General features: G+C 45.6%; 17 protein-coding genes and 2 tRNA genes. 9 read left to right on the top strand and 10 right to left on the bottom strand.

All coding sequences use genetic code 11. The features are described from left to right. Positions 1-224: 224 nt before the first annotated feature. The 4 genes from Vsou_RS02405 to Vsou_RS02390 form a co-directional block, all read right to left on the bottom strand. Positions 225-313 (bottom strand) — tRNA-Ser (locus Vsou_RS02405). Between the two features lie 182 nt (positions 314-495). Next, entirely contained in the window at positions 496-1023 is a 528-nt protein-coding gene (locus Vsou_RS02400) for a ribbon-helix-helix protein, CopG family (RefSeq protein WP_188602713.1), read from the bottom strand. 94 nt (positions 1024-1117) lie between these two features. Next, a complete protein-coding gene (locus Vsou_RS02395; protein ID WP_188602712.1) occupies positions 1118-2008 on the bottom strand; it encodes a polyprenyl synthetase family protein in 891 nt (296 codons plus the stop codon). Positions 2009-2057: 49 nt separating this feature from the next. After that, positions 2058-3260, bottom strand: coding sequence for an FAD-dependent monooxygenase (locus Vsou_RS02390; RefSeq protein WP_188602711.1), 1203 nt, complete (start codon positions 3258-3260; stop codon positions 2058-2060). Between the two features lie 74 nt (positions 3261-3334). Here Vsou_RS02390 and Vsou_RS02385 point away from each other — a divergent pair, with 74 nt between their 5' ends. The 5 genes from Vsou_RS02385 (at position 3335) to Vsou_RS02365 (ending at position 6118) form a co-directional block, all read left to right on the top strand. Continuing rightward, the gene (locus tag Vsou_RS02385) at positions 3335-3538 is read left to right on the top strand and encodes a hypothetical protein (protein ID WP_054844703.1); all 204 of its coding nucleotides are present in this window, start codon (positions 3335-3337) and stop codon (positions 3536-3538) included. A gap of 123 nt (positions 3539-3661) precedes the next feature. Continuing rightward, positions 3662-3913, top strand: a complete 252-nt coding sequence (locus Vsou_RS02380) for a hypothetical protein (protein WP_054844702.1) — start codon at positions 3662-3664, stop codon at positions 3911-3913. 45 nt (positions 3914-3958) lie between these two features. Next, a complete protein-coding gene (locus Vsou_RS02375; RefSeq protein WP_188602710.1) occupies positions 3959-4261 on the top strand; it encodes a hypothetical protein in 303 nt (100 codons plus the stop codon). Between the two features lie 285 nt (positions 4262-4546). Beyond that, positions 4547-4972: an SRPBCC family protein gene (locus tag Vsou_RS02370; protein WP_188602709.1), complete on the top strand. Its 426-nt coding sequence runs from the start codon at positions 4547-4549 to the stop codon at positions 4970-4972. Positions 4973-5017: 45 nt separating this feature from the next. Next, positions 5018-6118, top strand: a complete 1101-nt coding sequence (locus Vsou_RS02365) for an MFS transporter (protein ID WP_229709727.1) — start codon at positions 5018-5020, stop codon at positions 6116-6118. A 29-nt stretch (positions 6119-6147) separates the two neighbouring features. Here Vsou_RS02365 and Vsou_RS02360 read toward each other — a convergent pair whose 3' ends face one another. Both Vsou_RS02360 and Vsou_RS02355 read right to left on the bottom strand, forming a co-directional pair. Then, a complete protein-coding gene (locus Vsou_RS02360) occupies positions 6148-6939 on the bottom strand; it encodes a DUF169 domain-containing protein (RefSeq protein ID WP_188602708.1) in 792 nt (263 codons plus the stop codon). An 80-nt stretch (positions 6940-7019) separates the two neighbouring features. Then, complete coding sequence (locus Vsou_RS02355; RefSeq protein WP_188602707.1) at positions 7020-8498, bottom strand: 4-hydroxyphenylacetate 3-hydroxylase N-terminal domain-containing protein; 1479 nt, start codon at positions 8496-8498, stop codon at positions 7020-7022. A gap of 131 nt (positions 8499-8629) precedes the next feature. On the opposite strand from Vsou_RS02355, the gene Vsou_RS02350 reads away from it, so the two are divergent. Next, positions 8630-10378 carry a long-chain-fatty-acid--CoA ligase gene (locus Vsou_RS02350; protein WP_188602706.1) on the top strand — a complete coding sequence of 583 codons (1749 nt, stop codon included), beginning with the start codon at positions 8630-8632 and terminating at the stop codon, positions 10376-10378. Beyond that, positions 10375-11325: a phosphotriesterase family protein gene (locus Vsou_RS02345; RefSeq protein ID WP_188602705.1), complete on the top strand. Its 951-nt coding sequence runs from the start codon at positions 10375-10377 to the stop codon at positions 11323-11325. Before Vsou_RS02350 ends, Vsou_RS02345 begins: the two co-directional genes overlap by 4 nt. A gap of 84 nt (positions 11326-11409) precedes the next feature. Here the strand turns inward: Vsou_RS02345 and Vsou_RS02340 are convergent, their stop codons facing one another. Next, positions 11410-13233 (bottom strand): AMP-binding protein, encoded by a 1824-nt coding sequence (locus tag Vsou_RS02340; protein WP_188602704.1) that lies wholly within the window; start codon positions 13231-13233, stop codon positions 11410-11412. Positions 13234-13498: 265 nt separating this feature from the next. Between Vsou_RS02340 and Vsou_RS02335 the strand changes: the two genes are divergently transcribed. Continuing rightward, positions 13499-13576 (top strand) — tRNA-Arg (locus Vsou_RS02335). 86 nt (positions 13577-13662) lie between these two features. On the opposite strand, the gene Vsou_RS02330 is transcribed toward Vsou_RS02335, so the two are convergent. Both Vsou_RS02330 and Vsou_RS02325 read right to left on the bottom strand, forming a co-directional pair. Then, complete coding sequence (locus Vsou_RS02330; protein ID WP_229709726.1) at positions 13663-13893, bottom strand: hypothetical protein; 231 nt, start codon at positions 13891-13893, stop codon at positions 13663-13665. 145 nt (positions 13894-14038) lie between these two features. Beyond that, positions 14039-14230, bottom strand: coding sequence for a chromatin protein Cren7 (locus Vsou_RS02325; RefSeq protein WP_013603523.1), 192 nt, complete (start codon positions 14228-14230; stop codon positions 14039-14041). A gap of 248 nt (positions 14231-14478) precedes the next feature. Here Vsou_RS02325 and Vsou_RS02320 point away from each other — a divergent pair, with 248 nt between their 5' ends. Next, positions 14479-15138 carry a hypothetical protein gene (locus Vsou_RS02320; protein ID WP_188602703.1) on the top strand — a complete coding sequence of 220 codons (660 nt, stop codon included), beginning with the start codon at positions 14479-14481 and terminating at the stop codon, positions 15136-15138. A gap of 2 nt (positions 15139-15140) precedes the next feature. Here Vsou_RS02320 and Vsou_RS02315 read toward each other — a convergent pair whose 3' ends face one another. After that, on the bottom strand, positions 15141-15353 hold the full coding sequence (locus Vsou_RS02315; protein WP_054844294.1) for a hypothetical protein: 213 nt from the start codon (positions 15351-15353) through the stop codon (positions 15141-15143). Positions 15354-15360: the final 7 nt, after the last annotated feature.

Here is a 15360-nt window from a genome sequence, read left to right as displayed (position 1 = left end):
AAGAATTATTTAAAGCTAAGTCCACGACATACCCACTAACTCCTCGTAACTTAAACCCCAGTTACAAGGTTCATTAAAGTACTATTGAGAAATTCGACAAGCATTGCTTTAGTAACGTAGGTACTTATTCATAACAGCATGCAAAAATCATGTTATTTACTTTATACCGGCTCAACGCCTTACATGTCCTCATTTTCCGTTTACTATGGATCAATAAAACGGCTTGGTGCCGGGGCCGGGATTCGAACCCGGGCCCCCTTGCGGGGACAGGATCTCAAGTCCTGCGCCTTGGACCTGGCTCGGCCACCCCGGCGGGTTTTTCAATTAGTTTGCTTGTTTTAAATTTTTTATCGCAGGAGTGTTAAGGCAACCGTCAAGGAACCACTCTTATTCCTCGTATTTCATGGTGGAGCAGCGACTATTGAAGGGGGCATAATTCCTGGGACCTAGGGAAACCTATCCTCAGTGCTTGAGGAGGGTTGGTTAGGGTTTTACCTATTGTTCTTCGAGGAGTGTCGTTAGCGTCATTTGTATGGTCTTTAGTTTCTCATAGTCTTCCTCGAGCCCATATTTTAGTGCCTTGATCATGTATTTGACGGCCTTGTTCCTAAGCCTTCTAATGTATTCGTTGCCCTTTGGGTTTATTACTCCCTTCTTTACCTTACCTATTACGTCCATTGATTCCTTTATTAATTCGTCGATTTCCATTTTGAGACCCATTTGTGCCATGTCTGTGTGTTCCTCAATGGCCTTTTTGCTTATGTTTACGTTTAGGAATATTGGTTGCGTAATTACCTTTGGCTCCGGCCTTACTAGTTTGTACTTACCCATTATGTAGCCAGCCACTAGGTACCTAAGTAGTTCTGATACACCGTCAAGTCCCTCCTTCTCCGCCAACTTGGTTAGGAGTTCCTTGACTGACTTGTGTACCCTGACCGACACCACTGCTCCCTCCTTTTCTGGCGCCCTGAACAGGTCCTCGTACTTGACTGGGACATCGTCTATTATGAAGACTTCGCTCATTACTTGTTGTGTAATCTGCGGTTTAAATTTAGGGATGACTTATTTTACGCAGGTAATACATGGCTTATTACTGCGCTTCCTAACTGATTAATTCTTAAATCCTTAGGAGACTTATGTACTTTACGAGGACCTCATTACTCATAGTTTCTCTGAGTGTGCCTATGGCCTTATCAAGCATTTCATTGAGAAGGCCCCTTGCCTTGCTTATTGCGTCATTTACGTTACCGTCATACCTACTCATTATCCTCACAATGTTTATCTCATTGTAATTAGTGCCGGGGTTCTTGCTGTCCATGTTTAGGTAGTCAATTATGTCGTCCCTGACCTGAAAGGCGGTGCCCACAAACCTTCCCACATCCCTAATCCTACTCACTATTTCTGTGTCTTTAACGTTAACCGAGTATGCACCGACAATCATTGAGGACTCAATTAGGGATGCTGTCTTGTAGTAGATGAGCCTTAGGTAGTCGTCGATTGTAGTATCGTACTTACAACTGAGCTCGGATTCGAGGCTTTGCCCAATGGCAAGTTTAACCGATGAATTGAGGAGTTCAAACACGATATCGTTATCACCACTCCTTATGGCGAACTCCACGGCCTTAGCAATTATTAGGTCGCTGGCAAGCATTGCGGTGTGGCTGCCATAAATGCTGTATGGTGTCTCCATACCTCTCCTGATCCTTTGTTGATCCATTATGTCGTCCTGGAGCAAGGAGGCGGTGTGTATCAATTCCACGGAAGCCGCGGGCAGTATTGCCTTCTCTAGTCCATTCCCGTTCCCAAGTGCATAGGCCATCAGAAGCACCAGTGTGGGTCTTATTAACTTACCCCTGTTCCGAATATAGTGATACGTGGCATCGCGTAGTTTGTCTGGTATCCAGAATCCCATGAATGATTCCTCGAGTACATGAATGACCTTGGTGAGGGCAGTCTTCACCTCACCTGGTAGTAATTCCATGTACTTATTTGGGTTCAATACGGCCATTTACTTCATTACTTCCTAAACCTATGCCTTAATAAACACTACATGTACGTTAGGTCAGATTGGATATCAGTTTAATCAATGGATTACTGAGTAGGAACTTGATTAGTGTCCCGGTCCTCATTGATGAAAGTGTGGCCTCATAGATCGAACCAGCTATTAAAGCCCTGGAAATCCGCAATGCCTTCTCCATGGCCCTCCTATTCATTAACAATGGGTCGCCAATCCTCCTAAATAGGGCGGTTCTGTCCATTAACGGCTTAAGTAATCTATTCATGGACACTGAGTAGTCACTACTACGTATCATTGACTCGCCGAGTAAGTGGGCGGTTATCATGGCTGGGTTTATACCAGCTCCGTTAGTTGGTATTACCGAACCAACAGCATCGCCGATTAGGTGGGCTTCCCCAACACTGTACCTATTTAGTAATCCACCGACTGGTAGTGTTTTCATGAGCACAGACCTCCTGATCTGCTCGAGCCCAAACCTCTTGACAAAGAGCATGTGGTGATCCAATGGATTGCTTCCCCTCCATGCGATGTTGTTCCTAACACCAACACCAATGTTGTGTGAACCATCGCCCCTTGGGAAGATCCATGCAAAGCCCCCTGGAGCGACCTCTGGGTCCATCACAATGACTGCCTCGTCATCCGCGTACTTACCCACAGCCCTGGCACTGGTGGCTACTATCAGATCCTCAGCACTAAACCCATTGGTTATACCTAGGCTTAAGTCTACTATTGACGGGTAGGCATCCGCACCGATCAACATCCTCGTGGTTATCACGTACTCTCCACCATCCTTATCATGAACAAGACACTCATAGTTATTATTCTTAGCCGTGCATCTCACGGCAGTCACTCCGAAGCGCACCCTGGCGCCCATGTACTCGGCCTCATTAATCACATTCCTGATCATTGCAGACTTGTCAATTAGGTATGTCATGAACGGCAGGCGCGCTACATCCCGGTTGTTAATAACGAGCCTCAACCACTTGATCTCATTTACAATGAATTCCCTGCGTAGAGATTCCCTTAATGTTGTTAGTAATACGTCGTGGAGCCCCCCATTGATCCAGGGCCGCAGTAGGTCCTCGGTGGGCAGTAGTTCACCGCATATTACTGGTGCGTATATTACGTGTTTCTTGTCAATGAGCATTACGTCGCCGTTAAAGCCATTCTTAACCAAGTAACGGGTCAGGTAGGAACCTGCAGGTCCACCACCAATTATTAGGGCATCTGTTTTAACGTCCACACTAGTCAACCCAAGGTTGGGGAATTAATTATTTCTGTAGAAATCCTTAAAAAATCCCCTGCATCGGCAATGCCGTGCCTAAGGAGGTATTCCTAGTTGAGCTGTGGCGGAAATATGCAGATGCAGCCGAGGAGATTAGGGTTAAGAGGTATCCTGATTACGTGAAACTAAAGGCTAGGTTAAAGCACCACCTATGCACAATAAGGCTTCCCACTGACATTGCTGATCAATTGGTAAGGGAATATAGGTCAAAGAATAAGAATGTTAATGAGTATTGAAATTCGTGCCCACCATTCATCACAATACTCAGTGCTCCAGACCCTAATCATTGACTCATAAACATTAACCAGGGGCGTACCAACTAATAAATCTTATTAAGGGGGTTAGGTCTCGTTGTTTCGATGTCGACTGAGGAATTAACCAACAAGGCAAGGGAATTAGTGTCCAAGCTCAGGACAGCGGAGGCCTTAATAAGGAACGGTAAACTCGATGACGGTATTAAACTGTTTAAGGAGGCCACTAAGGAGGCGAAGGATGCAAAGCTCTTTGATAATTACATCGCCATTATTAGGAGGATCAGGAGGCTCATCAATGAGACAAGGCAGCTGGAGAAGGCTGCCCAAGAGACCAAGACTAGGGAAGGAAGGGCATAATTTTTAAATTAAGCCGCAACCAACACACTGAGACTTGGTGGTGATATGGCGATAACCTGTTCGAAGTGGGAGAGATTGATTGAGAAGGCTGAGAGGGAAGGTAATAAGGGAAAGTCGCTGGAATTTAGGGAGAAACTTGTGGAGTGCATTGTATATACTGCGCAGGGGCTTATCGCCAGGGGTAGGTCAATAGACCTTACCGAGGCCGAGGAGTTACTTAAGTATGGTGAGGAAGTCGGTAATAAGCTGGGCATTAATGAACTCCTATTCCACGTGAACCTACTCAGGAAGAGCATTGAGGAGAAACGTGAGAAGAGAAAACCAAAAGAGGAGGCCGAGGCTAAATAATGATGGGTTATTGACCCCCATTACTCGCCTTATTTATTATTTCATTTAAGTATATAGTTATTTATAAGAGCATGGGTAAACCAAGGAAATTAAGTTCCATGACGTGGGTTGGTGAAGAAGACCAATAGAAGGGCGCTAAGGCATGGGATTCACCAATGGTGCGTTGTTAATATATCTTGGGGAAATATTGGTTGCATGAGAATTAGTAATTGAAATTCGGTAGTTTTCTTAAAATTACCAAAGGAAAACACTATTTAGTTAATTGCAGTAATGCACCTAATTATCATGTCAATACTGGGCATAGAGTTTACAGTAAGTAGGGAGATAGACCCAGGGGATTTGGAGAGGGTGTGGCGGGCACTTAGTGACATTAGTAGCATGCCTAGGTACTGGAGGGGCCATAGGGAAATAGAAATACTTAATGCAGATAATAATACGTACATTGCCAGGATTAGGTTCGCATTCCCTGGACCAAGTAATAGGGGCCTTGCCAGGATTGAGGTACATAATGATGGTAAACTCGTATTAATAAATTACGTGAAGGGCCCGATAAAGGGTTACGTTATGAATTACATAAGTGGAAACTCATTGATTAGTCAGTGGAACATTAGTATAAGCCCGCTCTTCCTAATAATGAAGTCCTGGATAAAGAGACACTTCATGAGCGGTACTAGTAATGCATTGGCACGGATAATCGGCGATGAGACCTAACGCGTTGGGGCTATCTTAATAAATGGTTTGTTCATGGACAACTAGGTGGATAGGGGTTTCGTTATTGCATGGAGCGTGACCTTTCTGCAACTGTCCGTGAGGCTTGGTTGGGGAGTTGTTAGTGTGGCTGTGGCAGAGTTATTGAGGCTTAACTCGGTGCAGATAGGGCTTGTTTTGACCCTGTTTTATATTGGTTATGTGGCTTCCTCAATACCTTGGGGAGTATTCATTGACAGATTTGGGCCGAGTAAGTCAATACTCATTTCCGGAACCCTATCCAGTGCCGTGATCCTGATGCTGTTCCTCGCAAGCAACTTCACGCAAATACTACTTCTTTACTTATTGGCTGGTTTCCTAACCGCCGGCTTATTCCCATCAGCAATGAAGATAGCAAGTCGCTCAACCCAAGAGAGAGTGCATGGGAGAGTTGCGTTACTAGAGAGCGCGGCACCGATGGTCCTAATAATACTAAGTGCGGCATCTCCATTAATAATCACCCACTGGAGGATCTTCTACCTGGTGATATTCCTGGCCCTACTCATCGCGTCGCTATCCTCAATTAGCCTCAAAATAGGTGGTAGCAGGGATGCCAGGCCTAAAAGTGTGTTAATGAACTCAAGGGTGGCGAAGGCCGTGGTAATGAGGGCAGGGGAGTTATGGGGGTCCTGGGGAACATCAGGTTGGCTCCTACCATTCCTAGTCCTCTATGATGGAATCAAGGGAATACTACCCGTACTACTCTTCTTCACTTACTCCCTGGGGCAGTTGGTCTCCATATTCCTGGCATCAACACTACCCAAGTTAATGGGTGAGAGGAGGGTGATCGAGGTTTCACTGGCGGCCTTCATAGCCTGTGACTTCCTGGCAGCAACCCTCCTTAAGGACCCATTACTCCTCTTCCCAATCTTCCTTATATTTGGAATAAGTTCATTCCTGTATAGACCGCCAACTGACGTGTTGATAATAAGGATTATGGGTAATGAAAACGCCGGCACATCCATGGGTTACGCAAATGCGGTATCCCAAGTGGGCTCCATGGTGGCCCCAATATTCGTAGGCTTCGCAATAAGCATAAGTCCAATACTCGGTGTTTTAAGCCTTGCATTGGGGCCCCTGGTATCATTAATAATCCTCTACACGATTTAATACATAATGCCTATGGCGTGCAATTGCCGTTAGGCCTGTGGGTTTTTCCTCTTTTTCCATTCCTCGTAATCCTTATAGGTTATTGTATATCCCTTGGGTGCTATTGGCTCGTACCACCAGAACCTCGGTGGTGGGTATGGATTTAACCTCTTGATATTTTCTAATCCGCTTAGCACCTTATCAATGTGCTCCAGTGGTATCGTAATGCTCACTTCGTCTTCCTCGGTCCTACCCCACGCAATCTCACCCGAGCCTGGTATCTTTACCTGGGGTTTCCTCGTCTTGTAGGCCCTAGTGACTACGGAGCACGATATCAAGCCAAGGAGCTCAGTCTCTGGGAATATTCCGTGCCATATTAGGGACTTGGCTATTGTGTTTATCTGTGTTGGTGTGCCGTACACATCGATTACGTCAGGTATGAAATTAATGCTCTCCAGTGGTGCCACCAGGACCGCCTTAACACTACCCTTCGGTAATGCATTCTCTAGGTACCTTGAGTTAATGTGCTTCTTTGCATCATCACTGGATGTATGCCTGCTAATTGGTGTTTCAAGGAACTCTGGATACTCAGGCACCAATCCAAATAGGTATGCGCCACCAATGCAGAACATGTCCTCTAGGGTAAACGCCATGGCCCACCCATACCTAGCTGCATTTATGACCTGGCAAACAGTCATGTGTATGCCGAAATTCCTGGGTCTCCTAAAGCCGGTTAGGTCGCAGGACTCAGGGCAGAACTTAATACCCACTGGGTGGGTGCGTAGTCCTAATTCGCCCCTCAGTTCACGACCGATCCTCCTCAAGTCCTCCACTGACTGCATATTCCCAGAATTAAGGCCTCTTGCTATAAGCATATGCTTTAATTATTTTTAATATTAGGAGAGGTTCCCGTCTTTTCAAGTCACCACCACTCTAGCAGCTTCTTTACATCGTCCATCTTTGCCAGGTCCGCATTGTATAACGCGGCTGTCCTGCTTATATCGTAGTTATACGACCTGAACAACTCTATTACGCTTGCCTCTATGGATCCCTCGGCATGTATCATGCCGACAGACAGCAAGGCACCAAGGGCTGATAGGAATTCACGGGCTATCTGGAAGAGCCTAATCCTGACCCTTGGGTCCGTCCCCCTCTTACCGACCAGGTACTTGACCAGGTACTTCTCCTCGGTTGGGTTGTTTAACTCGCTCGTTGATGGTATGTCTGCGAGTAGGCCGCCGGCCACGTCGATCATGTCCTTAATGGCATCGAGATACTTGGCATTTGCCGTTAGTTTACCAACGTTTGTGTATATTGGGTTTGGTATGCAGATGCCAGCGTTTGGGTCTCTGATGCACCTCTCAGCTGAAGCTATGGCGCTGGAGACCAGGTACTCCTTATACGTTATTATGTCAACAATGTCCCTCCTAATGTGGGATGCGCCCTCGACATCGTTGTACTCAGCGAATAGCTTGGCGTAACCTAGCACTATATCTGCCAGTGCTGCCCTGTAGGAAATTGCGGTGAACCTGTGGAATAGGGCGAAGGTTAATCCATAGGACGCCGCGAAGTCATACTCACCAGCTAGAAATACTCTGTCGCTGGGGACTTTGACGTTGTCAAATACTGTCAGTGTCTCAACCTCCACGTTCGTCCTGCCCATTGGGAATTCGTCACCAAGCATGTTAATCTCAACCTCCCTAAGTGGCCTGGGTATCAAGGTAATGCCCTTGGTATTGACCGGTAGCGCAAAGGCAACTGCATAATCAGTGTCCTCCTTAATCATGTTCCTGTAAGGCAGGACAATGAGTTCGTTGGCAGCAATGGACTGGGTCGTATGCACCTTGGCCCCCTTAACAATAATGCCGTCGGGCTCCCTACCAACGATGTGTACATACACGTCTGGATCCTCCTGTTGATGAGGCCTAAGCATCCTATCGCCCTTAACATCCGTCTGAGCAACCGCTATTGTAACATCGTCCTTAACAACACGTTCATAATACCTCATAACCCTATCATAATAGTTCGTGCCCCTGGCCCTATCCAATTGCCTGGAAGCTATCATAAGGCCGAACAATGCATCTGAACCGATGGTCTTCATGATGTTGAACATGCCCCTACCGAGCAGCGTGGTGTTGTAGATCAACCTGAATCTCTCGATTAAATCCCCAGGACCCCTGGGTGCCTTGTAGAACCTACTTATTGTTCCGTACTGAGGATCGTCAAAGGTCAGGAACCTCCTTAACTCGGGATCGGCTTGCCACCTGTAAAGCTCAGCAGCATGGTTTATTGCTGCTCTCAAGATCTCATGCCTAGTGACATCATCCACGGGCTTACCCCTATAGTAGATGATCCTACCGTCACGCAGACTATTCACATAATCCTCAAAGGACCTAACCACATTATAATGAGTTGGTAAAGCATTAATTAACGTGCTTTGTATTATAAATACATAGCCGATCATATTATTTGTGGGAATTATATAGATAGTGAATTAATAATGCTTATTAAGACATAATATATATGTAAAGCATGAAATTAGTAACAAGACAAGTAGGGGATACGGAGGTCCAGGTAATTCCTGAGGGGGATTATGTCTGTGAGGAGCATGCCGATAGGCCGTGGTTTAGGTACTGGCCTCCGAGGATCCTAAGAAGAATGGATTACCCAAGGACTCCCCTGTTTAACTTGGTGGAGGTCTCGGCAATGAGGTACCCCGACAAGGACGCAATTATCTACTACGGTTTCAGGATTAAGTACTCAGAACTATGGGACTCGATACTAAGGCTCTCTGCGTTCCTGCATGATCTGGGCATCGAAAAGGGTGATAGGGTAGCCATATACATGCCCAACACTCCTCATTGGGTGATGTCATTATTCGGCGTGTTAAGGGCGAACGCAATCGCCGTACCAATAAACCCATTGGTTGCCCCAGACGTACTTGAGTACATACTTAGGGAGACTGGGGCTAAGGCCGTGATCACACTAACACAATTATTACCCAGACTACTCAGCGTTAGGGATAAAGTCCCATCACTTAGGTACGTGATCACCGGTAGGTACAGGGACTACCTCCCTAACAAAACCGAATTTAAGCTGCCACAGTTAATGCTCATGGATCCCGAGGCTCCCCAGGGAGCCATTAATTGGAAGGAGGCCGTGGCATTCAATGGTAATCCACCCACTGTGAAGGTTACGCATGAGGATCTCGCTGCGATCCCATATACATCAGGTACAACGGGCATTCCTAAGGGTGTTATGCATAGTCATGGCACGATGTGGGCATCAACACTGAATGCAGCTGTCTGGTACAACATTGCACCAAGTGGTATTGTACTGACAGTACTACCTATGTTCCACGTGACTGGCCTCGTACACTCCGTACTAGTGCCCCTATACGCCGGCTCAACAATGGTTCTAATGACTACCTGGGATAGGGAAACGGTAGTTGATGCAATCGAGAGATACGGGATAACCCACTGGACAAGCATATCCACAATGATTGTGGACCTACTGGCAATGCCAGGGATTGAAAGGAGGAACCTATCCTCACTAATACTGGCCGGTGGAGGCGGTGCGCCAATGCCTGAGGCCGTTGCCAAGAGGTTTAAGGAGTTAACTGGGCTTGATTACCTGGCTGGTTATGGACTTACTGAGACCTTCTCACAAACCCACGTTAATCCACCGCACAGGGTTAAGATTGGTAGTGACCTCGGTATTCCACAGCCCTGTACAGACGCCTTAGTAATAGACCCAGATACGAAGGAGGTCCTACCGGCCGGTAAAAATGGGGAGCTTGTGGTTAGGGGACCAAACGTGTTTAAGGGTTATTGGAAGAAGCCTGAGGAAACTAAGGAGGCGTTTATTGAGATCGATGGTAAGCTTTACTTTAGGACTGGTGACGTTGTTTACATGGATGATGAGGGCTACTTCTTCTACGTTGATAGGATTAAGAGAATGATTAATAGGGCTGGTTATAAGGTTTGGCCGTACAGGGTTGAGAACATACTGTACATGCACCCAGCCATTCTTGAGGTTGCCGTAGTGGCAATACCAGACCCAAGGGTTGGTGAGGAGGTTAAGGCGTACGTGGTCCTTAAGCCGGAATATAAGGGCAAGGTAAAGCCTGAGGACATAATACAATGGGCGAGGGAGAGGATGTCGTCGTATGAGTACCCAAGGTTCGTGGAGTTTGTCGACTCGTTACCGAAGACTGCAACCGGTAAAATAGACTGGAGGATGCTTCAGGAGCAGGAAAGAAGGAGAGGCGGTGGGCAATGAATAAAATACCCGTGGTTGGTGGGGGAGAAATAAGCCCTAGTGACATGGGTTTAACACTATTCCATGAACACCTTAGGCTGACCACTGAGGTCGTTCGTTGGAACTGGCCGCACTTGTACAATGAGAGCGAGGAGTTTAGGAGAGCTGTTGATGCGGTTAATGCGGTTAAGAGGTTTGGTGTTAAGACTATCGTAGACCTTACGGTTGCTGGAATAGGAAGAGATGTTAGGTTTGATGAGAGGGTTGCCAGGGCAACCGGTGTTAACATAATAATGGGTACTGGTTTCTATACGTATACGGAGTTACCGTTTTACTTCAGGAATAGGGGTATTGATTCGCTCGTTGATGTCTTCATGCATGACATAACCATTGGTATTCAGGGAACCAATACCAGGGCTGTATTCGTTAAGGCCGTCATTGACTCACCGGGGTTAACTAGGGATGTGGAAATGGCCATTAGGGCCGTAGCAAGAACTCATGTAAAGACCGGGGCCCCAATAATTACCCACTCATTCGTTGGTAATAGGTCTAGCCTTGAACTCATTAGGATTTTCAAGGAGGAGGGCGTTGATCTATCAAGGGCTGTCATAGGTCATGTTGGTGATACCGACGATGTATCCTTCATAGAGCAAGTACTGAGGGAGGGCGCATTCGTGGGTCTCGACAGATTTGGCCTTGACCTATACCTACCGCTTGAGAAGAGGGTTAGGACCACCATTGAGTTAATAAGGAGGGGTTGGGTCGACCAAATACTCCTGTCCCACGATTACTGCCCAGTCATTGACTGGTATCCGACGGAGACTGTGAGGAACATGGTACCCGATTGGTCAATGACACTGATATTCGAGAAGGTAATACCGAGGCTAAGAGACGAGGGTGTAACTCAGGAACAAGTGGATAAAATACTCATGGATAATCCGAGAAGACTCTTCTCAGGGAGGTCGTGAATACGCAAATTACATGGGATCCCAATTTAAAGCAATTGCATGTATTCACTTGGTTATTTCCATGGACTAGGTTATAGATCATGCTCATTTATTTTTCAATTCTTCCCAAGCCCTCTTTAAATCCTCCTTCACTATCTTGCCAGAGGGCGTCTTTGGGAGTTGATCCATGAATATCACCCTCCGAGGAATGTGGTACCTAGACATTTTACCTCTACACCTATTCAGAATTTCCTCCTCCGTTATTTTGCCCCTAAACTCGTCCTTAAGGGCCACGAAGGCTATTGGCGCCTCACCTGTCTCCGGGTCCTTAGCACCTATGACCGCTACCTCCCTAATCTCCGGCGCTAATTCTTTCAATTCCTCCTCAACTAGAACAGGAGACACTGAAACGCCGGACACCTTTATCATGTCCTTAATCCTCTGTATGAAGTGCAGGTAACCATTCTCATCAACCAGCCCATAATCCCCAGTGTTAAACCAACCATCTCTAAAGTCCCTGGTGGTCTCCTCTGGTCTCTCCAGGTACCCCTCGACTAGTGCCGGTGATCTTATCCAGATAACACCTGGTTTACCTGGAGGCAGTAACTCGCCGGTTTCTGGATCAAGTATCTTGACGTAAGTCCCAGGCACGGTTGGCCCAACAGCAAGTGAACCATACCTCTCCCTAAGGGCTAGGTCCAGGTCGTCAAGTAGCATTCCCAGGTTAATTACGTCGTAGGTATGCGTCTCCGTTAAGCCGTAACTAGCCTCATAAATCACTGCGTTTGGGAAGAAAGAATTGAACTTCCTACGAAGCTCCCTGTTCAACCTAGCTATGAACGAGGAACCAGCGGCAAACCTCAAGCTCGACCTATCAACCTCGTTAATCAACGGACTATTCAATATGTCAAGATACGCATCAAACGTTAGGTACGTGTATGTGACCCTATACTTATGAATGGCGAGGAGCACCACCCTCGGATCGTAGCGAGCCAATAAAACCGCGGTATAGCCGACGACGGGCAGGGAATCCAGGCCGAAGTCCTTACCCGCAACCCAATATATCGGTAGTACCACAAGTCTCACCTCGCTTTTAGCCACTTCATTGAGGAACACACGGTAATCAAACTCCCTACCCCTGGGTATTAAGTAGTCGTAGGGGCCGTACGTAAACGCCGCAGCTTGTTTATAGAGTATGCCGAAGTGTTTATGAACCACGGCCTTAGGTAAACCGGTGGTGCCGGATGTAAATAACATCACGGCTGGATCATTAACACTAACGTCAACCTCGGTGTGTTCAACCGTAGGCTCCTCATCCGAGTAATCACTTGAACGTAATATGGTAATTAAATCAAGCTCTCCACCGCAATCCTTGCTCCTCTTCATGGACTCGTGAACCGGGAGCTCGGGGGTTGTTGGAAGGAAGTCAAGGTCACTTGCGCATATTAACTTAATGCTTGGATCAACCTCATTAACGACCCTCCTGAGCATTGGCACCAGGTTATCGGCGACCACAATGGCCCTGGGCCTAGAAACCTTCAATAAGTGCCTAAGTTCCATCTCCCTATACATAACACTGTACAGCGGTGCCACTCCACCGGCCTTGAGGATCCCGTAGTACGTTATGTAAAAGTCAGGGCAGTTGGGAAGCACAATACCAACACGGTCCCCCTTACCAACCCTAAGCGAATCTATGAGGTAATTCGCAAATTTATTGGCCATAGCATTCAATTCACCATAGGTTATCCTAGTACCGTAGTAAATAAGGGCAGTTTTATCGGGGTTTTCAACCGCCCTAACCATCAAATACCTATGAATCGGCATAACCCCAAGAGGATACACGGGTTTAAGAGGGACCGAGGGACTTAACCTCCTAAAATGTTCCTCGCGTTTCCTATCAAACCACTTAAGAAACTCACTTTCATTCATTACCACTAATCCATTATTACTTCTTTAACATTTTTCCTTTACTAAGTATATTAACAAATAAATAAACTGTACATAATCTTATTTATTTTAAATACACAAACCCATAACACAAAGAACTTACATATAGAACCCAGCATAAAGGACACCGCTAAACACGCATTCACCCTCTAATGGGAAACACGGCATCACACATAGACCCTAACCAACACCACCCATGAAACTAACCATGCGAAAAACTAAAAAACCAAGTAATTAATCATACCAAGGCCCCGTAGCTCAGCCAGGATAGAGCGGCGGCCTCCTAAGCCGTAGGTCGTGGGTTCGAATCCCACCGGGGCCGCCAGTTCCTGTTTAATCTGCCTCCAAAGAACAAACAAAGTTTACCTAGTTACGCTAAGATTTATTTTTATGGATAAACAAAACGTGTCATTATCCGCATAGGTCTTGGTTTGCATTTATAATGGTAATTATGGGATCTACGGATCTCATTATTCTCATGACTCTATTCATCGTAGCCTCATTAAGAACATCGCAATGCATCAGGTAAATATACACCCTCGTTTTTCCATTTACCTGCGAAACCCTAATTCTATTTATTGTAGCCATGCAACAGGGAATTCTTGCTTCCTCATCAATAATTATTACGTAATCATTCTCCATAATACCTGGATTTGAATTTAATACTAGTGGATGTTCGATTAAGCAATTGCATGGTCTTGAACAATCCTTGGTAAAAATTAACCAGCAATTCATTGCACCTAATTAATAAAATTTAGTTTTGATTGTTTTTAGGGTTTTTGTTTGTTTAGGTTATTATGTTTCCTTGTTCGTCTACTTTTGCTATGACTTTTCTTACTGTTTTTCCGTCTGGTGTCTTGAAGAGGGCCATTACGAAGCCCTTCCTACCCTTAGGCTGCACCTTCCAAACCTTACTGGGCTTCAACCTCCTACCCTCAACCTCATACTCCTTCCTCGCCAGATCCTCAAGGGACACCATACATAGACCTTTTCACAACGCAGATTTATAAATATATCGCTTTAGAAAGAGCCATAGAGATATAATGAGAAAGAGATGGGAAACAAAAACAAGAAATAAGACTTGTTATAAATGATTTATTGAATTATGGTAACGTATACGTTTACTATGATCAAGGAGTTACATAGCCCAGTTGATCCGTATTACTCATACTAATACGGTGTTTATCGAATAATACCTATTTATATTGCATTTTAATGTTCGTGTTGATGGTATTTAAATTCTTTAGTTCCACAAAATCTGCAGAGAAGAAGTTCAAGAAGTATGTGGGAAAGCCCGTAGTGACAGGCGATGGCAGGACAATAGGCGCAATAGTCAGTATAAGGCTGAGTAAGAATGACCTAAGGCCTGTCTCTATAACTGTGAAGATGAATGATGGTAGCCTTAGGGAATTCAATGTTAATGACGTTGGTGCAACATTCACAGCAGACAAGGTTGTGCTTCAGAAGTTTAGTGATGAGTATTCAGGTTTTGTTAGTGCGTTAAAGAATGAGGCGGCTAGTATTGAGGAGAGGCTTAGGGACATTATGGATAAGCTGAATAAGTTGAGTGAGCTTCTTATCAAGGGTGAAATTAAGGAAGATCTTTATAGGGACATTAGAGAGAGACTTGAGAAGGAGAGAACTAAGTGGATTAGGCAGTGTAATGATAAGATTAGCGCGATAAATGACACGTTATCTGAAATAGATAAAAAAATAAGCGATGCCGAGAAAAGGAAGGGTGAGTTAATGATCAAGCAAGTTGTTGGTGAGTTGAGGGACGATGATAAGAATGAGTTAGTGGGACTTGATGACTTGATTAATAGGCTTAGGAAGGTGAGGTCAGATTTACTCTCACTAAGAATGGAACTCGAGAAAGAGTGCTACTAGGGCTATAACGACCTGTACTTAAATGATAATGCCTTCTCGAATGGTATGAACTCCCCTGTATCATCATCATAATAACCAAGCACCGTATGTTCAGTGTTCCTCCTACACCTACCACAATACATGTATACTTTACTACCTAGGTTTGTTAAGTCATAACCTGCATTGAATATTGACTCCTCACCGCACTTATCACATTTAACCAGCCACCTCGTCATAAGCACT

Origin of the sequence: Vulcanisaeta souniana JCM 11219 (assembly GCF_026000775.1) — an archaeon.
Taxonomy (GTDB): domain Archaea; phylum Thermoproteota; class Thermoprotei; order Thermoproteales; family Thermocladiaceae; genus Vulcanisaeta; species Vulcanisaeta souniana.
This window is presented reverse-complemented; position numbering and strand designations above follow the sequence as displayed.